This window comes from Bordetella ansorpii (assembly GCF_900078705.1).
Lineage (GTDB): Bacteria > Pseudomonadota > Gammaproteobacteria > Burkholderiales > Burkholderiaceae_B > Bordetella > Bordetella ansorpii_A.
Genome location: NZ_FKIF01000002.1, coordinates 49,417 through 66,446 on the forward strand (window position 1 = coordinate 49,417; position 17,030 = coordinate 66,446).

General features: G+C 68.6%; 16 protein-coding genes and 1 tRNA gene. 6 read left to right on the forward strand and 11 right to left on the reverse strand.

Annotation, left to right across the window (positions count from 1 at the left end; all coding sequences use genetic code 11):
* Nucleotides 1-25 precede the first annotated feature (25 nt).
* On the forward strand, nt 26-355 hold the full coding sequence (locus tag A6745_RS03840; protein ID WP_066123943.1) for a DUF779 domain-containing protein: 330 nt from the start codon (nt 26-28) through the stop codon (nt 353-355).
* Between the two features lie 21 nt (nt 356-376).
* On the opposite strand, the gene A6745_RS03845 is transcribed toward A6745_RS03840, so the two are convergent.
* From A6745_RS03845 to fdnG, 11 genes are all read right to left on the reverse strand, one after another.
* A complete protein-coding gene (locus tag A6745_RS03845) occupies nt 377-1,141 on the reverse strand; it encodes an SDR family oxidoreductase (RefSeq protein ID WP_066123946.1) in 765 nt (254 codons plus the stop codon).
* A gap of 66 nt (nt 1,142-1,207) precedes the next feature.
* The gene (selD, locus tag A6745_RS03850) at nt 1,208-2,269 is read right to left on the reverse strand and encodes a selenide, water dikinase SelD (protein ID WP_066123949.1); all 1,062 of its coding nucleotides are present in this window, start codon (nt 2,267-2,269) and stop codon (nt 1,208-1,210) included.
* A gap of 104 nt (nt 2,270-2,373) precedes the next feature.
* Nucleotides 2,374-2,769 carry a PIN domain-containing protein gene (locus A6745_RS03855; RefSeq protein WP_066123952.1) on the reverse strand — a complete coding sequence of 132 codons (396 nt, stop codon included), beginning with the start codon at nt 2,767-2,769 and terminating at the stop codon, nt 2,374-2,376.
* Nucleotides 2,766-3,011: an AbrB/MazE/SpoVT family DNA-binding domain-containing protein gene (locus A6745_RS27615; RefSeq protein ID WP_082852959.1), complete on the reverse strand. Its 246-nt coding sequence runs from the start codon at nt 3,009-3,011 to the stop codon at nt 2,766-2,768. Before A6745_RS27615 ends, A6745_RS03855 begins: the two co-directional genes overlap by 4 nt.
* Nucleotides 2,999-3,094, reverse strand: a tRNA-Sec gene (locus A6745_RS03860). The genes A6745_RS27615 and A6745_RS03860 overlap by 13 nt, the downstream gene beginning before the upstream one ends.
* Before the next feature lie 23 nt (nt 3,095-3,117).
* On the reverse strand, nt 3,118-5,055 hold the full coding sequence (selB, locus tag A6745_RS03865; RefSeq protein ID WP_066123954.1) for a selenocysteine-specific translation elongation factor: 1,938 nt from the start codon (nt 5,053-5,055) through the stop codon (nt 3,118-3,120).
* Between the two features lie 34 nt (nt 5,056-5,089).
* A complete protein-coding gene (selA, locus tag A6745_RS03870) occupies nt 5,090-6,520 on the reverse strand; it encodes an L-seryl-tRNA(Sec) selenium transferase (protein WP_066123956.1) in 1,431 nt (476 codons plus the stop codon).
* A 4-nt stretch (nt 6,521-6,524) separates the two neighbouring features.
* Nucleotides 6,525-7,484, reverse strand: a complete 960-nt coding sequence (gene fdhE, locus A6745_RS03875; protein ID WP_066123958.1) for a formate dehydrogenase accessory protein FdhE — start codon at nt 7,482-7,484, stop codon at nt 6,525-6,527.
* Between the two features lie 295 nt (nt 7,485-7,779).
* Nucleotides 7,780-8,445: a formate dehydrogenase subunit gamma gene (locus A6745_RS03880; protein ID WP_066123960.1), complete on the reverse strand. Its 666-nt coding sequence runs from the start codon at nt 8,443-8,445 to the stop codon at nt 7,780-7,782.
* The gene (gene fdxH, locus A6745_RS03885) at nt 8,438-9,337 is read right to left on the reverse strand and encodes a formate dehydrogenase subunit beta (protein ID WP_066123965.1); all 900 of its coding nucleotides are present in this window, start codon (nt 9,335-9,337) and stop codon (nt 8,438-8,440) included. The genes A6745_RS03880 and fdxH overlap by 8 nt, the downstream gene beginning before the upstream one ends.
* Nucleotides 9,338-9,425: 88 nt before the next feature.
* Nucleotides 9,426-12,494: a formate dehydrogenase-N subunit alpha gene (gene fdnG, locus A6745_RS03890; protein ID WP_156513277.1), complete on the reverse strand. Its 3,069-nt coding sequence runs from the start codon at nt 12,492-12,494 to the stop codon at nt 9,426-9,428.
* A gap of 205 nt (nt 12,495-12,699) precedes the next feature.
* On the opposite strand from fdnG, the gene A6745_RS03900 reads away from it, so the two are divergent.
* The 5 genes from A6745_RS03900 to A6745_RS03920 all read left to right on the forward strand — a co-directional run bounded on the left by A6745_RS03900 (nt 12,700) and on the right by A6745_RS03920 (nt 17,021).
* A complete protein-coding gene (locus A6745_RS03900) occupies nt 12,700-13,206 on the forward strand; it encodes an acyl-CoA thioesterase (protein WP_066123979.1) in 507 nt (168 codons plus the stop codon).
* Nucleotides 13,207-13,329: 123 nt separating this feature from the next.
* The gene (locus tag A6745_RS03905) at nt 13,330-14,376 is read left to right on the forward strand and encodes a hemin-degrading factor (protein WP_066123980.1); all 1,047 of its coding nucleotides are present in this window, start codon (nt 13,330-13,332) and stop codon (nt 14,374-14,376) included.
* Nucleotides 14,377-14,393: 17 nt separating this feature from the next.
* Entirely contained in the window at nt 14,394-15,239 is an 846-nt protein-coding gene (locus tag A6745_RS03910) for a heme/hemin ABC transporter substrate-binding protein (protein ID WP_066125723.1), read from the forward strand.
* 40 nt (nt 15,240-15,279) lie between these two features.
* Nucleotides 15,280-16,227 (forward strand): FecCD family ABC transporter permease, encoded by a 948-nt coding sequence (locus tag A6745_RS03915; protein ID WP_066125725.1) that lies wholly within the window; start codon nt 15,280-15,282, stop codon nt 16,225-16,227.
* Entirely contained in the window at nt 16,227-17,021 is a 795-nt protein-coding gene (locus A6745_RS03920) for a heme ABC transporter ATP-binding protein (RefSeq protein WP_066123983.1), read from the forward strand. Before A6745_RS03915 ends, A6745_RS03920 begins: the two co-directional genes overlap by 1 nt.
* The last annotated feature ends 9 nt before the right edge of the window (nt 17,022-17,030 follow it).

Genomic DNA, 17,030 nt, shown 5'->3' on the forward strand with positions numbered 1-17,030 from the left:
ACGCGCGGCGCTTGCAGGAGACACCATGGCCAAGGTTTCAGCCACCCCATCGGCCTTGCGGCTGATCGGCGAATTGACGGCGCAGTACGGCCCCATCATGTTCCACCAGTCCGGCGGATGCTGCGACGGCTCGTCGCCCATGTGCTATCCGCAGGGCGAGTTCCTGCTGGGCGACAACGACGTGCTGCTGGGGGAAATCGGCGGCGCGCCGTTCTACATCGGCGGGGCGCAGTACGAGGCGTGGAAGCACACCGATCTGATCATCGACGTGGTGCCGGGGCGCGGCGGCATGTTCTCGCTGGACAACGGGCGTGAAGAACGCTTCCTGACGCGCTCGACGATCTGCGCGGTGTGACGGCGGGACGGCCCTCGGCGCCTACCGTCCGCCCGCCACATCGATGAACGACCCCGTGGTGAAGCTGGACTGGTCGGAGCACAGCCACAACACGGCGTCGGCAACCTCTTGCGCCGTGCCGCCCCGCTGCATCGGCACGCTGCCTTTCAGGCGGTCGACGCGGCCGGGCTCGCCGCCGCTGGCGTGCATCTCGGTATGGATCAGGCCGGGCCGCACGCCGTTGACGCGGATGCCGTCGGCGGCCACTTCCTTCGCCAGGCCGATGGTCAAGGTATCCACCGCGCCCTTGGACGCCGCATAGTCGACGTATTCGTTGGGAGAACCCAGGCGCGCCGCCATGGACGACACGTTGACGATGGCCCCGCCACGCCCGCCGTGGCGCGGCGCCATGCGACGCACGGCCTCGCGGCAACACACGAAAACCCCGACCACGTTGGTGGCCAGGATGCGCGAAATGCGTTCGGCGCCGAGATGCTCGACGGTGGTCTGCACGTCGAGAATGCCTGCATTGTTCACCAGTGCGTCCACCCTGCCCAGCTCACGGTCCACCGTCTCGAACAGGGCGACCACCTCGTCCTCGACCGCCATGTCGGCGCGTACGGCCAGCGCCGTGCCGCCAGCATCGAGGATGGCCTGGACGACGGCCTCGGCCGCATCGGCGCGGCGCTGGTAATTGACGCAGACCGCATAGCCGCGCCGCGCGGCCGACAGCGCGACGGCAGCGCCGATACCGCGGCTGGCGCCGGTGACGATCATGACCTTGCGCGAAACATCTTCAGGCTGCATGGGATCTCCTGAATCGAAGCGTGGCGGCAGGACAGCGCGCCGGGAAGAACCGAGGGCCTGTCGACCCTAATCCACCTGCACCTGCGCCGGGCCATCGGCCATCTCGCCGATGACGGCCGCGTGGCCAAAGCCATGCTCGCGGAACAGGGCCAGCACCTGATCGGCATCGTGCGGCGCGCAAGCCACCAGCAGGCCGCCCGACGTCTGCGGATCGGTCAGCAGCGCGCGCGCGGCGTCGTCCACGTTGGCGCCCAGGCGGATGGAGTCGCCATACGAGGCCCAGTTGCGGCCCGAGGCGCCGGTGACGACACCCTGCCTGGCGAAGGCCTGCACCTGGTCCAGCCAGGGCAGGTCCGCCAGGCGCAACCGCGCCGTCAATCCGGCGCCACGCGCCATTTCCAAGGTATGGCCCAGCAGGCCGAAGCCCGTGACGTCGGTGATGGCGTGCACGCCCGGCAGCGCGGACAGCGCCGTGCCTGGACGGTTGAGCAGCGTGGTGGCGGCGATCATGGCGGCATAGCCGTCCTGGTCCAGCAGGTTCTTCTTCAGGGCGGCGGACAGCACGCCCACGCCCAGCGGCTTGCCCAGGATGAGCACGTCGCCCGCGCGCGCGTCGGCATTGCGCTTGATGCGCGAGGGATGCACCAGCCCCATGGCGGCCAGGCCGTAGATGGGTTCGACCGAATCGATGGAATGTCCGCCCGCCACCGGAATGCCGGCATCGGCGCAGACGGACTCGCCGCCGCGCAGGATCTCGGCGATGGTCTCGTGCGGCAGCACGTTGATGGGCATGCCGACGATGGCCAGCGCCATGATGGGCGTGCCGCCCATGGCGTACACGTCGGACAGCGCGTTGGTGGCGGCGATGCGGCCGAAGTCGAACGGATCGTCGACGATGGGCATGAAGAAATCGGTGGTGGCGATGAGCGCCTGCTCGTCGTTCAGGCGGTAGACCGCCGCATCGTCGGCCGTTTCGGTGCCCACCAGCAGGTCGGCGCAGGCCTTGAACGGCGCGTGGCGCGCCAGCAGCGTGGACAGCACGCCCGGCGCGATCTTGCAGCCGCAGCCGCCGCCATGCGAGAGGGAAGTCAGTCGGGGAGGTTGCGCGCCAGTCGCGTCTTGGGCCATGGAATCACCTGTTCGGGAATGCGGCGGCAAGACGGACGACGCCGGGCCGCGATGTCGGGCAAGCATAGCACCGGCGATTGCCGGGCTTATGGACTTGGGCGGACCTATTTGATCAATCGGAGGCCGGCTGTTCTTGCGGCCTTGGCGTCGAAGGTGGCGGTGTATTCGCGCTGGGCATCGTGGCCGGCGCGTTCGATCAGGCAATCGGAGAAATCGGCCGACGAAGCGGCATACAGCCGCAGCGCCTTCCAGACGGTTTCGGCGGCCTCGACCACCATGCCCTGCGTGCGCAGCAGGATCTCGATGACCTGGACGATATCGGCACGCGGCGCACCGTAGGAACGGCCCAGCACCCAGACGACCTCGACAAGGGCCACCTGGGAGATGAAGCCAGGCTGCTCGACGCTGAGCGACTCGATCAATGCGCTGGCCTTCCTGGCCTGCACAGGATCGTCCTGCACAAAGTAGCGCACCAGCACATTGGTATCCAAGCCGATCATCGAGCCTTGCCGCCTTGCTCGGCAATGGCCGCGTTCATGTCCTCGATGGACACCGGCTTGGCCGGCTTGCGGATGATACCCTTGAGCGCGGTGACAGCATACGTGGCCGGAATGACTTCGTAGCGGCCCGAGACTTCATTTAGGACGAATTCAACCCTGTCGCCAGTGGATAGCCCCAGCTGATGGCGAACCTCGGCGGGAATGGTGACCTGCCCTTTGGACGTGACGGTGGCGGAAGGCAGCAGGAGTCGAACCTACCTGGGAGCGTCTGACGCCCCCAACTGGGTTTGAAGCCCAGCCGTGCCGCCGGGCACGAATGCCTTCCAGGGCGGCGGTCCCCATGATACGTCAGGAAGCGCCGGTTGCCCGGCTGAACAGTGCCGTATCGGTGCGCAGCACGTGGTTGTCGCGCAGGCGGCGCGTATAGCCCACGCGATCGAAGAATTCCAGGATCTGGATGGCGCGTTTGCGTCCCAGCCCGGTGGCATCGCGAAACGCCGCGGCATGCGCGCTGCCGTCGCGCTCGCACAGCTCGGCCACCAGCACCGCCAGGGCCGCCACGTGATCGCGGTGGTAGTACAGGTCCTTGACCACTTGCGCCACGACGCCGCGCCGCAGCAGCTTGCGCAGCAGTTGGCGCACGCGGTCTTCGGGCTCGTTCTGCGAGCGCGCCAGATCGCGCACCCAGGGCGGATCGTAGAGACCGTCGCGGATCAGCGGCAGCAGCCGGTCGGCCAATGCGGCCTCGGCCTCGCCCAGCGTGGCCGCGTGCTGCGGACGGTGCAGCCAGGCGCCGTTGCGCGCCAGGCGGCCCTGAGCCAGCAGGCGTTCCAGCACGGCCTGCCACAAGGGCTCGGACGCGGTGGGCGCGGCGATGCGGCGCAGGCGCCCGGCATCCAGGCCGGGCTCGTCCGGAGAGTGTTCGTGAAAGCCATCCAGCGCCGTCACCGCACGCTCGCACAGGGCCTCCCAGTGTTCGGCCAGCAGCAAGGTGCGCGCGGCCCGCGGCGCGCGCGCGGCGGCCCACCGCGCATCGTCCGGCACGGCAAGCGACTGCGCGGGCATGCCGGTCAGGCGCTGCAGTTGCGCCTCGTCCAGGCCCAGCGGGGCTTCGCGCAGCACGGCCGCCAGGCCTTGCCCATCCAGCAGGGCTGCCACGGCGTCCAGCCAGGCCAGCCGCTGCGGCGTGCGCCGCTTGCGGTCCGGCGCGTTGGGATCGAGCACGCGGCCGCCGCCCACGGTGCGCGAGGCCTGCGCATTGCGGGCGATGTATCGGTCGCCCGGCATGGCGCACACGGGCGTGTCGAACACCAGTTGCACCCGGCCGCGCTGGCCCGGCACCAGTTGTTCCGGCGCCAACGGCACCGCGTGGGCCATATGATGCGCGGCGCCGATATGGATGTGCAGCGGCGCCCAGGCGCGCAGCGGGCCATCGGCGGATTCCAGCCAGTCCAGTTCGACGTCGACGTGGCGCGACGGGCGGAAGCAGCGCGCATCGGCGATCCAGTCGCCGCGCGCGATGGCGTCCTTGTCCATGCCGGGCAGGTTCAGCGCGCAGCGCTGGCCGGCCACGCCCTCGGCGCCGGCACGGTTCTGCGCGTGGATGCTGCGCACGCGCACCGGCGTGCCCGCGGGCATCAGGCGCAGGTCGGCCGTCTCGTCGCCCACGCGCACGCGGCCCGCATGGGCGGTGCCCGTGACCACGGTGCCATGGCCCGCCAAGGTGAACGCGCGGTCCACCGCCAGGCGGAACAGGCCCTGCGCGCCGCGCGCCGGCAAGGCCTGCGCGGCGTCGTCCAGATGCGATTTCAGGGCCGCGGTGCCCGCGTCGCCCGGCTCGGCGGCGCGGGTGGGAAAAACGGGCGCGCCCGCCAGGAAGGTGCCGGCCGCCAGTTGCGCGATCTCGTCCAGGACACCCCGCAGGCGCTGCGCGTCGGCGCGATCGGCCTTGGTCAGCGCCACGGCGCCGCGCGCCACGCCCAGCAGGACCAGGATGGCCAGGTGCTCGCGCGTCTGCGGCATCACGCCATCGTCGGCCGCCACGACCAACAGGCCGAAATCGATGCCCGTGGCGCCGGCCGCCATCGTGTGCACCAGTTTTTCATGGCCCGGCACGTCGATGAAGCCCAGCACGTCGCCATTGGGCAGGGGCGTGTAGGCGTAGCCCAGCTCGATGGAAATGCCGCGCGCCTTCTCCTCTTTCAGGCGGTCGGTATCCACACCCGTCAGGGCCCGCACCAGCGTGGTCTTGCCGTGGTCGATGTGACCGGCGGTGCCGACGATCATGCCGCAGTCTCTCTGGTCGAAACGAAAACCCGCATCATGCCAGCGGTTGCGCCAACTGCGCGATGAAACCGGGCTCGTCGCGCTCTTCCAGGCAGCGCAGGTCCAGCCACAGCGCGTCGTCGGCCAGGCGGCCGATGACGGGCCTGGGCAAGCCGCGCAGCAGGGTTTCCAGGCGCGCCAGGTGGCGCCCTGGCCGGCCGCTGCCCGCGTGGCGGATGGCCAGCGCGTGGCTGGGCAGATGATCGGCGGGCAACGCGCCGCTGCCGATCTGGCTGAACACCGGCGCCGCCTGCACGGCGTAACCCGCGCCCACGGCATGCTGCACGGTGTCGCGCAGGCGGTCGGCGGCGGCCTGGATCAGGCGCTGCGGCCGCGTCAGCAGGCGCAGCGTGGTCAGGCGTTCGGGCAGGAACTCGGGCGTGCGGTACAGGGCCAGCACCGGTTCGAGCGCGGCCAGCGTCAGCTTGCTGACGCGCAGCGCGCGCTTCAGCGGATTCTTCTTGATCTTGCGGATCAGGTCGGCGCGGCCCACCAGCAGGCCAGCCTGCGGGCCGCCCAGCAGCTTGTCGCCGCTGAAGGTGACCAGATCGGCGCCCGCCTGCACCGTGTCGCGCACGGTATCTTCGCGCGGCAGGCCCCATTGCGTCAGGTCAAGCAGCGTGCCGCTGCCCAGATCCACCGTCATCGGCACGCCCCTGGCATGCGCGATGCGCGCCACCTCGGCCACGTCCACGCTCTTGGTGAAACCGGTGATGGCGTAGTTGCTGCAGTGCACCTTCATCAGCATCGCGGTGCGCGGGCCGATGGCCTCCTCGTAATCCCTGGCGTGGGTACGGTTGGTGGTGCCTACCTCGACCAGCTTCGCGCCCGCGCGCTTCATGATGTCGGGAATGCGGAAGGCTCCGCCGATCTCGACCAGTTCGCCACGCGACACGACCACTTCGCGGCGGTCGGCCAGCGCGTTCAGCATCAGCAGCACCGCGGCGGCGTTGTTGTTGACCACCGTGGCGGCCTCGGCACCCGTCAGCTCGCACAACAGGTCTTCGATCAGGTCGTCGCGGTCGCCCCGGCCGCCGCTGTCCAGGTCGAATTCGAGGTTGGCGGGCGCGGTCAGGGCGCGCACCACCGAAGCCACCGCCTCGTCGGGCAGCAGGGCGCGTCCCAGGTTGGTGTGCAGCACCGTGCCCGTCAGGTTGTAGACGACGCGCAGGCGCGGCTCCGTGGCCTTTTTCAGCGCGGCGGCCAGCTCGTGAACGATTGCGCCGGTCTCGACGCGGCCGGACACCAGCCTGCCGGCCAGGGCATCGGCCCGCAGCGCGGCCAGATGATCGCGCAGGCCGGCCACCACCTGCGTGCGCCCATAGGCATCCAGCAGCGCCTGCATGGGCGCGGCGCCCAGCACTCGGTCCAATGACGGGATATCGGCCGGACCGGCCAGCGCCACTGGAGACGGGTTCTGCCGCATCGTGTCAGTCCTCCGAGCCGTCGGATTCGCCTGCGCCTTCCGAGCCGTGCCACAGCAGCGGATTGCCGCTGGCGCGCGAATAGCCGGCCTCGCCCATCAGGACGTCCAGCGCCAGGCTGGCCAGGTCGTCGGCCACGGGCTCGACGTACAGGTCTTTCTCTTGATAGAAGATCTTGCGATACGTGTGGCAGTGGTCGCAGGACTCGGCGCGGATCGCCTCCGAACGGCCCTCGATGGCGTGATAGGCCACCGTCTCGGTGTCCTGGCAATGGGTGCACGTCACACGCACCATGTGCCATTCGCTGGCGCACAGCGAACAGCACAGATAACGGTAGCCTTCGAGCTGGCCGCCCACGCGCACCACGCTGGCCACGGGCAGGCTGCCGCACACCGGGCACACGCCGAAGGGGCTGGCCACCGGCAACTGGCCAGGATCGAAACGGCTGGCCAGGTCCGTCCAGTACACCTGCAGGGCCGCCATCACGATGGGCGCGGCGGCGCTGTCGACGCCCTCTTCGCGTTCTTCGAGCAAGGCATCCGCCAGGGCTTCGATGGCTGCGGGCGCTTCTTCGAGCTTGCGGCGCAGGCTCCGGCAGACCTCGACGGCCTCGGTGGGCGCGTCCGGCAGCGCCTGCAGGCGTTGCGTCAGGCGGCGCAGCACGCCCGTCCATTGGGGATCGCGCCGCCAACCCACCGCCTGCAGGGGCGGCATGCCATGCGTCTGGGCCAGGTCGATGCGGGCCGCATCGGCGCCGGGAAAGCTGCTGTCGGCCAGCATGGCCTGCTGCGCCTCGACCAGATCCGCCATCAGGCTCAGGTAGTCGGCCACGGGATTGTCGGTGGCCAACTGGCGCAGGCGCGAGGCGCGGGCGGCGAACACGGTCGCGCGCTCGGGCAGGCGGACACGCACGATGGCATTGTGATCGAGTTCCTCGATCTCGCCACGGGGAAGAATACGCTGCACAACACTCTCCAGAACAGCCGCCGCGCCCGTACGCTCGCGTGGAGGACAGGGCTCGGCGGCAAAAATGTGGCCGATATCGAGCCTGGATGGACATCGACTGACGGCCCGCAAACGGAGGAAACGAAGCGTCGGTTCCCCTTGCGGGCGGAAGGCTGGCCCGCCTGCCCATCATAGCCCGGTGACTGCGGCCTTCGGTGGTTGGGAAGCACCGCACAAGAACAACGGCCGCCCCCGACAAGGGAAGCGGCCGCGTGCAGGGCGCAATGGCCCAGTTGTCCGCCTTAAGTTGTCCGCCTTACTTGGGCGGCGCCGTCGTGTCGCCGTAGCCCCGGATGTCCTTGCGCACTTCGCGGAACCACAGGCGATGGTGCTTCCACGCCCAGCCGGGCGTGACCGTGCCGCGCACCATCGCGCCGATCGAGCCCTTGACCCAGATGGCGGCATAGATGTGCACGATGATCGAGCAGATCATCACCAGGCCGCACACGGCGTGCAGCACCGAAGCCGCGCGGATCACCGGGATGGGGAAGTAGAACGAGAAGTACGCCCGCCACATCACGATGCCGCTCAGCAGCAACCCGACCATGCTGAGGATCAGCACGTAGAACAGCACCTTCTGTCCGGCGTTGTACTTGCCCACTTCGGGCAGCCGGTCTTCGCGGTTGTTCAGCACGTCGGGCATCTGCTTGAGCCATTGCACGTCGTGGCGCCGGATCGCGTTGGCGCGCCACAGCCGCATCGCGAACAGCATGAACGAGACGAACATCACCACGCCCACGAAGGGGTGCAGGATGCGCGTCCACGGACCGCCGCCGAACAGGTTGGTCAGCCAGAAGAACGCCGGATGGAACAGCGCCAGACCGGACAGCGCCAGCAACACGAAAGTGATGGCGGTGATCCAGTGGTTGGTCCGCTCGTTGGCGTTGTACCGCTGGATCAGCTTGCGATGATGGTCAGTCATGGCGCATCTCCTCTTCGGCCTTGCGCTCGTCTTCCTCTTCGGTCTCGTTCGGGCCCACGCGGATGTAGTGGAAGAACCCGGCCAGCGCCGTCAGGGCCATGGCGGCCACGCCCAGCGGCTTGGCGATGCCCTTCCACAGCGACACCATCGGGCTGATCTTCGGCTCGTCGGGCAAGCCGTGATACAGGCTGGGCTTGTCCGCGTGATGCAGCACATACATCACGTGGGTGCCGCCCACGCCCTTCGGGTCGTACAGTCCGGCATGCTCGAAGCCGCGCGACTTCAGGTCCTCGATGCGTTCCTCCGCATGGTGCTTCATGTCCTCCTTGGTGCCGAACACGATGGCGCCGGTGGGACAGGTCTTCACGCACGCGGGCTCCTGGCCCACGGCCACGCGGTCGGAACACAGGGTGCACTTGTACGCCTTGTGGTCTTTCTTGGAGATGCGCGGCACGTCGAACGGGCAGCCGGTAACGCAATAGCCGCACCCGATGCACTTCTCTTCGTGGAAATCCACGATGCCGTTGTTGTACTGCACGATGGCGCCCGGCGAGGGACAGGCCTTCAGGCAGCCCGGGTCCTCGCAGTGCATGCAGCCGTCCTTGCGGATCAGCCACTCCAGGTCACCCGCCGGGTTCTCGTATTCCGAGAACCGCATCACCGTCCACGAATGTTCGGTGAGGTCGGCGGGGTTGTCGTAGACGCCGACGTTGGTGCCGACTTCGTCGCGCAGGTCGTTCCACTCCATGCAGGCCGTCTGGCAGGCCTTGCAGCCGATGCACTTGGAGACGTCGATCAGCTTGGCGACGCCGCCGGTGGACGGCTCGCGTATGCCGGGCGGCGGCGTGGTGGTGGCGGAGACCCGCTTGATGTCCAGGGATTGCATTGACATGTCATGCCTCCTGCCGGGCCGCCCCAAGGGAGGCATCGCCCCCTTGGGGGGCAGCGAATGAAATGCGCGTGGGGGCCATATTCAGCTCCTATACCTTCTCGACCTTCACGAGGAAGGACTTGAACTCCGGCGTCTGGCTGTTGCCATCGCCCACGAACGGGGTGAGGGTGTTGGCCAGGAAGCCCGGCTTGGTCAGGCCCACGAAGCCCCAGTGGATGGGAATCCCCACGTGGTGCACGGGCTTGCCCTCGACCGTCAGCACCTTGATCCGCTTGGTGACCAGCGCCACCGCCTTGATGTAGCCGCGGTTGGACGAGACCTTCACCCATGCGCCGTTGGCGATGCCCAGTTCCTTGGCGAGCCCTTCGCCGATCTCGACGAACTGCTGCGGCTGCACGATGGCGTTGAGCAGCACGTTCTTGGTCCAGTAGTGGAAGTGCTCGGTCAGCCGGTACGTGGTGGCCACGTACGGGAACTGGTCCGCCTTGCCCATCTGTTCCAGATCGCCCTTGAACACGCGCGCCGCCGGATTGCTGGTGACGCCCTTGGCCTTCGGATGCAGCGGGTTGTAGCCCACCGGGGTCTCGAAGGGTTCGTAGTGCTCGGGGAACGGGCCTTCGTTCATGCCGGCGCGCGCGAAGAAGCGCGCCACCCCTTCGGGGTTCATGATGAAGGGGTTCATGCCGCCCGCCGGGTTCTCGTCCGCCTTGAAGTCGGGGACGTCGGCGCCGCCCCAGCTCTTGCCGTTCCAGGCCACCAGCTTGCGGCGCGGATCGAAGGGCTTGCCTTCGAGGTCGCAGGACGCGCGGTTGTACAGCACGCGCCGGTTGGCCGGCCATGCCCACGCCCAGTTCAGCGTCTGCCCGATGCCCGTGGGATCGGTATTGTCGCGGCGCGCCATCTGGTTGCCCGCCTGGGTCCACGCGCCGCAGAAGATCCAGCAGCCGCTGAGCGTGGAACCGTCGTCGCGCAGTTCCGCGAAGCCCGACAACTGCTCGCCCGCCTTGCGCGTGATCCTGGTCGGATCTTTCGGATCGACCAGGTCGGTCAACGCGCGGCCGCTGTACTCCATCGCCAGTTCCGTGGGGGTGGGGCTTTCGGGGTTGGCGTAGGGCCACGACAGATTCACGATGGGATCCGGGAACTTGCCGCCTTCCTTGCGGTACATCTCGCGCACGCGCGTAAAGAGATCGGACATGATCTCGATGTCGCTGCGGGCCTCCCCCGGAGGCTCGGCGCCCTTCCAGTGCCATTGCAGCCAACGGCCCGAGTTGACCAGCGCGCCCTCTTCCTCGGCGAAGCAGGTCGTGGGCAGGCGGAACACCTCGGTCTGGATCTTGGACGGATCCACGTCGTTGTGTTCGCCGGCGTTGCGCCAGAACTCGGCGGTCTCGGTGTTCAGCGGGTCCATGACGACCAGGAACTTCAGCGACGAGAAGCCCTTGAGCAGCTTGGCCTTGTTGGGCGCCGCCGCCAGAGGGTTGAAGCCCTGGCAGATGTAGCCCGTCATCTTCTGCTGGTGCATCAGCTCGTAGACCTGCAGCATGTCGTACGGCTTGTCCAGCTTGGGCAGGTAGTCGTAGGCCCAGTTGTTCTCGGCCGTGGCCGCGCCGCCCCACCAGGCCTTCATCAGGCTGACGAAGAACTTGTTGTAGTTCTGCCAGTAGCTCAACTGGTTGGGGCGCAGCGGCTTCAACGCGCGCGCGCCGATGTAGGTGCCGTACTCCTGCTCGGCCTCGCCGGGCAGCGTCATGTAGCCCGGCAACAGGTTCGACATCAGCCCCAGGTCGGTCAGGCCCTGGATGTTCGAGTGCCCGCGCAGCGCGTTCATGCCACCGCCGGCGATGCCGATGTTGCCCAGCAGCAGCTGGACCATGGCGCCGGTACGGATGATCTGCGAGCCGACCGAGTGCTGTGTCCAGCCCAGTGCGTACAGGACGGTGCCCGCGCGATCGGTGCCGGCCGTCGAGGCCAGCATTTCACAGACGTGCTGGAACTTGTCCCTGGGCGTGCCGCAGACGCGTTCGACCATCTCGGGCGTGTAGCGCGAGTAGTGCTGCTTCAGCAACTGGTACACGCAGCGCGGATGCTGCAGCGTGGGGTCGGTACGGACGAAGCCGTCCTCGCCCTTCTCGTAGTCCCAGGTGCTCTTGTCATAGACCCGGCGCTCGGGGTTGTAGCCCGAGTACAGGCCGTCCTGGAAGGTGAAGTCTTCGCGGACGATGAACGAGAAGTCCGTGTAGTTGCGGACGTACTCGTGCTGAACCTTGTCGTTTTCCAGCAGGTAGTGGATCACCCCGCCCAGGAAAATGATGTCGGTGCCGGTTCGGATGGGCGCGTAGTAGTCCGCCACGGATGCCGAGCGCGTAAAGCGCGGATCCACGACGATCAGCTTCGCCTTGTTGTGGGCCTTGGCCTCGGTCACCCACTTGAAACCGCAAGGGTGCGCCTCGGCGGCATTGCCGCCCATGATCAGGACTACGTCCGCGTTCTTGATGTCGACCCAATGGTTCGTCATCGCTCCACGGCCAAACGTCGGGGCAAGACCTGCCACCGTCGGGCCGTGTCAGACACGTGCCTGGTTGTCGAACGCGAGCATCCCGAAGCTGCGGGCAACCTTGTGCGTGACGTACGCGGTTTCGTTGCTGGCCGCCGAAGCCGCCAGCATGCCCGTGGTGATCCAGCGGTTGACCGTCATGCCTTCGGCGGTCTTTTCGACGAAGTTGGCGTCGCGGTCGTCCTTCATCAGCTTGGCGATGCGCGTCATCGCGTCATCCCAGGAGATGCGCTGCCACTTGTCGGAGCCGGGCGCCCGGTATTCGGGATACTTGAGCCGATTCGGACTGTGGATGAAGTCGATCAGCGCGGCGCCCTTGGGACAGAGGGTCCCACGGTTGACGGGATGGTCGGGGTCCCCTTCGATGTGGATGATGCTGGCTTCGGCGTTTTTCGCCTTGTCGCCCAGCCCATACATCAGGACCCCACAGGCTACCGAACAGTAAGGACAGGTATTGCGCGTCTCGGTCATGCGCGCCAGCTTGTACTGGCGGACTTCTGCCATGGCCGTGCCGGGGGCAACCCCCAGCAACGCCAGGCTGGATCCCGCCAGCGTCGCTCCTGTCACCTTGAAGAATTGCCGGCGATTCATGGCAGCCATGACGCACTCCCTTCAGGTGGTTGGACAGGACGGCCGCCACCCCCTGAGGCGTTGTGCGCCGCGAAAGACCTGACGGCAGTCCCGGTTATTCGGGGCAGTATAGGTCCGTCTCCGGACGCCCCGCAATCCGAGCCATGCTGCAGTGCATCGACGGCGGACACACGGTGCGCTTACATTACGGTTTTCAACGCCCCTACGCCCCGCCATGGACGACGCATTCAGCCACCAATTGTCGATGACCATCCTGATGACGCCTGACATGGCGAACTTTTCGGGCAATGTGCACGGCGGCACCATTCTCAAGTATCTGGACCAGGTGGCCTACGCCTGCGCCAGCCGGTACGCCGGCCACTACGTCGTCACCCTGTCGGTCGACCAGGTGGTGTTCCGCCAGCCGATCCACGTCGGCGAGCTGGTCACCTTCCTGGCCTCGGTCAACTACACCGGCCGCACCTCGATGGAAATCGGCATCAAGGTGGTCACCGAAGACATCCGCAAGAAGCTGGTGCGCCACACCAACAGCTGTTATTTCACGATGGTGGCCGTGGACGACAAGGGCCAGCCCATCGAAGTGCCGCCATTGCAGCTGCGCACGCTGGAAGAACGCCAGCGCTTCGAGGGGGCCAAGCAGCGCCGCGCCCTGCGCCAGGAAATGGAAAAGCGCCACGAAGAGATCAAGCAGGAAGTGCAGGACACGACGCCGCTGCATTAATCAATCTTAATAATGGGGACGGCACTGCGCATTGAGAACTGATATCGTTCCGATTGTGCCGGCCGGCCTTCCCTGCCTCCGGCTCGACCCCATCAAGCGCCCCCGCCTCCAGGAGTCCACGCCATGACCGACCCGACCTACGCCACGCGCGCCGCGGAATTGCGCACCCGACACGAGGCGCTGGCCGCCACCGGGCCGGTCGCGCGGGCGCGCAACCTGGCCCTCGCGCTGGGCGTGTCCGAGGCCGAATGGGTCGCGGCCCAATGCGGCGGCCTGCGCGCCGTGCCGCTGGCCGGCACGCCGCAAGCCATTTTCAAGGAACTGGGCTCGCTGGGCGAGGTGATGGCCCTGACGCGCAACGACTGGTGCGTGCACGAACGCCACGGCTGCTACGAAGACATCCAGGCCGAAGGCGCGGTCGGCCTGGTGCTGGGACCCGACATCGACCTGCGCGTGTTCTTCGGCCAATGGCGCCATGCCTGGGCGGTGGAGCAGGACGGCCGCCACAGCCTGCAATTCTTCGACATGGCCGGCCAGGCCGTGCACAAGGTCTATCGCACCGAGGGCACCGAGGCCGCCGCCTACGACGCGCTGGTGGCCAAGCGGGCTGGCGAGCCCTATTGGCCCGAGCCCGAAGCCTATCCCGCCGCCGAGGCCCCCGCCCCCATCGCCGACGCCGCGGCCTTCCGCCAAGCCTGGCTGGCCATGGAAGACACCCACGAATTCTTCCCCCTGCTGCGCAGGTTCAAGGCCGCCCGGCTGGACGCGCTGCGCGTGGCCGGCACGGACCTGGCCCAACCGGTGGACGCCGATGCCGTCGAGCGCATGCTGCAGGGCGCTGCCGCATCCGGACTGCCCATCATGTGCTTCGTGGGCAACCGCGGCATGATCCAGATCCATTCCGGCCCGGTGGCCAACCTGCGCCGCACCGGTCCGTGGTTCAACGTGCTGGATCCGCGCTTCAACCTGCACCTGGACACCACCGCGATCGACAGCGCCTGGGTCGTGGCCAAGCCCACCCGCGACGGCTGGGTCACTTCGCTGGAACTGTACGCGGCCAACGGCGACCTGATCGTGCAGTTCTTCGGCGCGCGCAAACCCGGCCAGCCCGAACTGGGCGGCTGGCGCGACCTGCTGAAAGGCCTGTGCAGCCAGCCGCTGGCCGCCTGAACGAGGACGACATCATGATGTACAAAGCGACGACCCTGCTGCTGGGGGCCTGCCTGGCATGGTCCGCGCAGGCTCATGCGCAAGAGCGCGTGGTCTCCCTGGGCGGCAGCGTGACCGAGATCGTCTACGCGCTGGGCCAGGGCAAGCGGGTGGTGGGCGACGACCTGTCCAGCCTGTATCCCGAGGCCGCCACCAAGGTGCCGCGCGTGGGCTATTACCGCGCCGTGCCGGTCGAGGGCGTGCTGGCCCTGAAGCCCGACCTGATCCTGGCCTCGGAGCAGGCCGGTCCGCCCGATGCCATCGAGCGCCTGTCCCGCGTGGGCGTGCCCGTCGAAGTGGTCTCCGACAAGCCCTCGGTGCAGTCGCTGCACACCCGCATCGAGCAGATCGCCAGGCTGCTGGGCGCCGAGGCGGCCGGCAGGCAGTTGGCCGCCTCCGTCGACCGGGACCTGAAGGCCGCGCAGGCGCTGCCCGGCCCGGATGCCCGCGCCCTGCTCATCATGAACCGCACCGGCACGCCGCAAGGCGCGGGGGACGGCACCGCCGCCGGCCTGCTGCTGGAACTGGCCGGCCTGCGCAACGTGCTGCACGGCCAGCAGGGCTACAAGCCCCTGTCGGCCGAGGCCTTCAGCGCGCTGGCGCCGCAGGTGCTGGTGGTGACCAGCGCCTCGGTGGCGGCCTCCGGCGGCCTGGAGAAGCTGCGCGCCCTGCCCGGCCTGGCCGGTACGCCGGCCGCCTCGTGCATCGTGGTCATGGACGACCTGCTGGCGCTGGGCACCGGCCCGCGCCTGCCCGAAGCCGTCCGCCAACTGAAAGAGACCGATTGTGTCGCAGGCCAAGACGCACGCCGCAAGCCCGCGTAGCGGGCGAGCCGACGCGGCCCTGCTGGGACTGGCCGCCGCGCTGCTCGGCGCAGCCCTGCTGGCCGCGGCCAGCGGCGCGGTGCGCATCCCGCCCGCCGATGCCTTGCGGCTGCTGTGGTCGGGCGCCTCGCAGCCCGACGACGCCTTGTGGCGCAACGTCCTGATCGACATCCGCCTGCCTCGCGTGCTGTTCGCCATGGTGGCCGGCGCCGGCCTGGCCCTGTGCGGCGCCGCCCTGCAGGCCCTGTTCCGCAACCCCCTGGCCGAGCCGGGCCTGGTCGGCATCTCGGCCGGCGGCGCCCTGGGCGCGGTGGCCGCCATCGTGCTGACCCGGGGCGGCTACGCCATCATCGCGCCCGCCGCCTTCGCGGGCAGCCTCATCGCCACGGCCTGCGCCTATCTGGTGGGACGGCGCGCGCCCGGCGTGGCCGGCCTGCTGCTGGCGGGCGTGGCCATCAACACCGTGGCCGGCAGCCTGATCGGGCTACTGACCTACCTGGCCTCGGACAGCCAGCTGCGCGACCTGACCTTCTGGAGCATGGGCAGCCTGGCGGGCGCCAACTGGCGGCTGCTGGCCTTCCTGGGCCCGTGGACGCTGCTGTGCTCGCTGTGGCTGCTGACGCAATGGCGCGTGATGAACGCGCTGCTGCTGGGCGAACGCGAGGCGGGCCACCTGGGCTACGCGCTGACCGCCGTGCGCCGCAGGCTGATCGTGGCGACGGCCCTGATCGTCGGCCCGCTGGTGGCCGCCACCGGCGGCATCGGTTTCGTGGGCCTGGTCGTGCCGCATCTGGTGCGCATGACGCTGGGGGCCGACCATCGCCGCCTGCTGCCGGCGTCGCTGCTGGCCGGCGCGCTGTCGCTGGTGCTGGCGGATTGGCTGGCGCGCGTGGCGGTCATTCCCGCCGAGCTGCCCATCGGCCTGGTCACCAGCCTGGTGGGCGGGCCGTTCTTCCTGTGGCTGCTGGCGCGAGGACGCAGATTCTGATGACGCTGCAAGCCGACAACGTCGCCGTGGCACGCGGCGGCGCCAATGTGCTGACAGGCGTGTCATTGAGCATCCGGCCGGGCTGCGTGCTGGGCCTGCTGGGCGCCAACGGCGCGGGCAAGTCCACGCTGCTGGCCACGCTGGCCGGCGAGCTGCGGCCAACCGGCGGCCGCGTGCTGCTGGACGGCGCCGACGTGCTGGCCGTGCCCGCGCGCAAGCAGGCGCGCCGCCGCGCGGTGCTGCCGCAGAAGCCTTCGCTGGCCTTCGACCTGGGCGTGCGCGACGTGGTGTCCATGGGCGCCTATCCGTTTCCCGAACTGTCGCCGGACGTCGTTGACGACCTGATCGGCGCGGCGCTGGCGCAGGCCGGCGTGGCGCACCTGGCCACGCGGCGCTATCCCGAGCTGTCGGGCGGCGAACAGCAGCGCGTGCAGTTCGCGCGGGTGCTGGCGCAATGCCGCGCCGCCGCGCTGGAGGGCGTGCCGCCCTATCTGCTGCTGGACGAGCCGATCTCCAGCCTGGATCCCAAGCACCAGATCGAGCTGCTGCGCACCGCCTGGCGGCTGGCGCACGAGGACGGCCTGGGTGTGCTGGTGATCGTGCACGACATCAACCTGGCGGCACGCTGGTGCGACCGCCTGGTGATGCTGGCCGATGGCAAGGCGGCTGCGGCAGGCGAACCCGCCGAAGTGCTAACGCCCGAACTGCTGCGCCGGGTGTACGACATCGATGCGGATGTGTTGCCGCATCCGACGCTGGCGGGGAAGTTGCTGGTGTTGCCGCGGGACGATTGAGCCGCAGCG

What these genes read in the sequence shown, in the direction of transcription:
- A6745_RS03900 (WP_066123979.1), top strand. Translation starts at nt 12,700, where the DNA reads ATGGACGACGCATTCAGCCACCAATTGTCGATGACCATCCTGATGACG.
- selD (WP_066123949.1), bottom strand. Translation starts at nt 2,269, where the DNA reads ATGGCCCAAGACGCGACTGGCGCGCAACCTCCCCGACTGACTTCCCTC.
- selA (WP_066123956.1), bottom strand. Translation starts at nt 6,520, where the DNA reads ATGCGGCAGAACCCGTCTCCAGTGGCGCTGGCCGGTCCGGCCGATATC.
- A6745_RS03905 (WP_066123980.1), top strand. Translation starts at nt 13,330, where the DNA reads ATGACCGACCCGACCTACGCCACGCGCGCCGCGGAATTGCGCACCCGA.
- selB (WP_066123954.1), bottom strand. Translation starts at nt 5,055, where the DNA reads ATGATCGTCGGCACCGCCGGTCACATCGACCACGGCAAGACCACGCTG.
- A6745_RS03880 (WP_066123960.1), bottom strand. Translation starts at nt 8,445, where the DNA reads ATGACTGACCATCATCGCAAGCTGATCCAGCGGTACAACGCCAACGAG.
- A6745_RS03840 (WP_066123943.1), top strand. Translation starts at nt 26, where the DNA reads ATGGCCAAGGTTTCAGCCACCCCATCGGCCTTGCGGCTGATCGGCGAA.
- A6745_RS03845 (WP_066123946.1), bottom strand. Translation starts at nt 1,141, where the DNA reads ATGCAGCCTGAAGATGTTTCGCGCAAGGTCATGATCGTCACCGGCGCC.
- A6745_RS03855 (WP_066123952.1), bottom strand. Translation starts at nt 2,769, where the DNA reads ATGATCGGCTTGGATACCAATGTGCTGGTGCGCTACTTTGTGCAGGAC.
- fdxH (WP_066123965.1), bottom strand. Translation starts at nt 9,337, where the DNA reads ATGTCAATGCAATCCCTGGACATCAAGCGGGTCTCCGCCACCACCACG.
- A6745_RS03920 (WP_066123983.1), top strand. Translation starts at nt 16,227, where the DNA reads ATGACGCTGCAAGCCGACAACGTCGCCGTGGCACGCGGCGGCGCCAAT.
- A6745_RS03910 (WP_066125723.1), top strand. Translation starts at nt 14,394, where the DNA reads ATGTACAAAGCGACGACCCTGCTGCTGGGGGCCTGCCTGGCATGGTCC.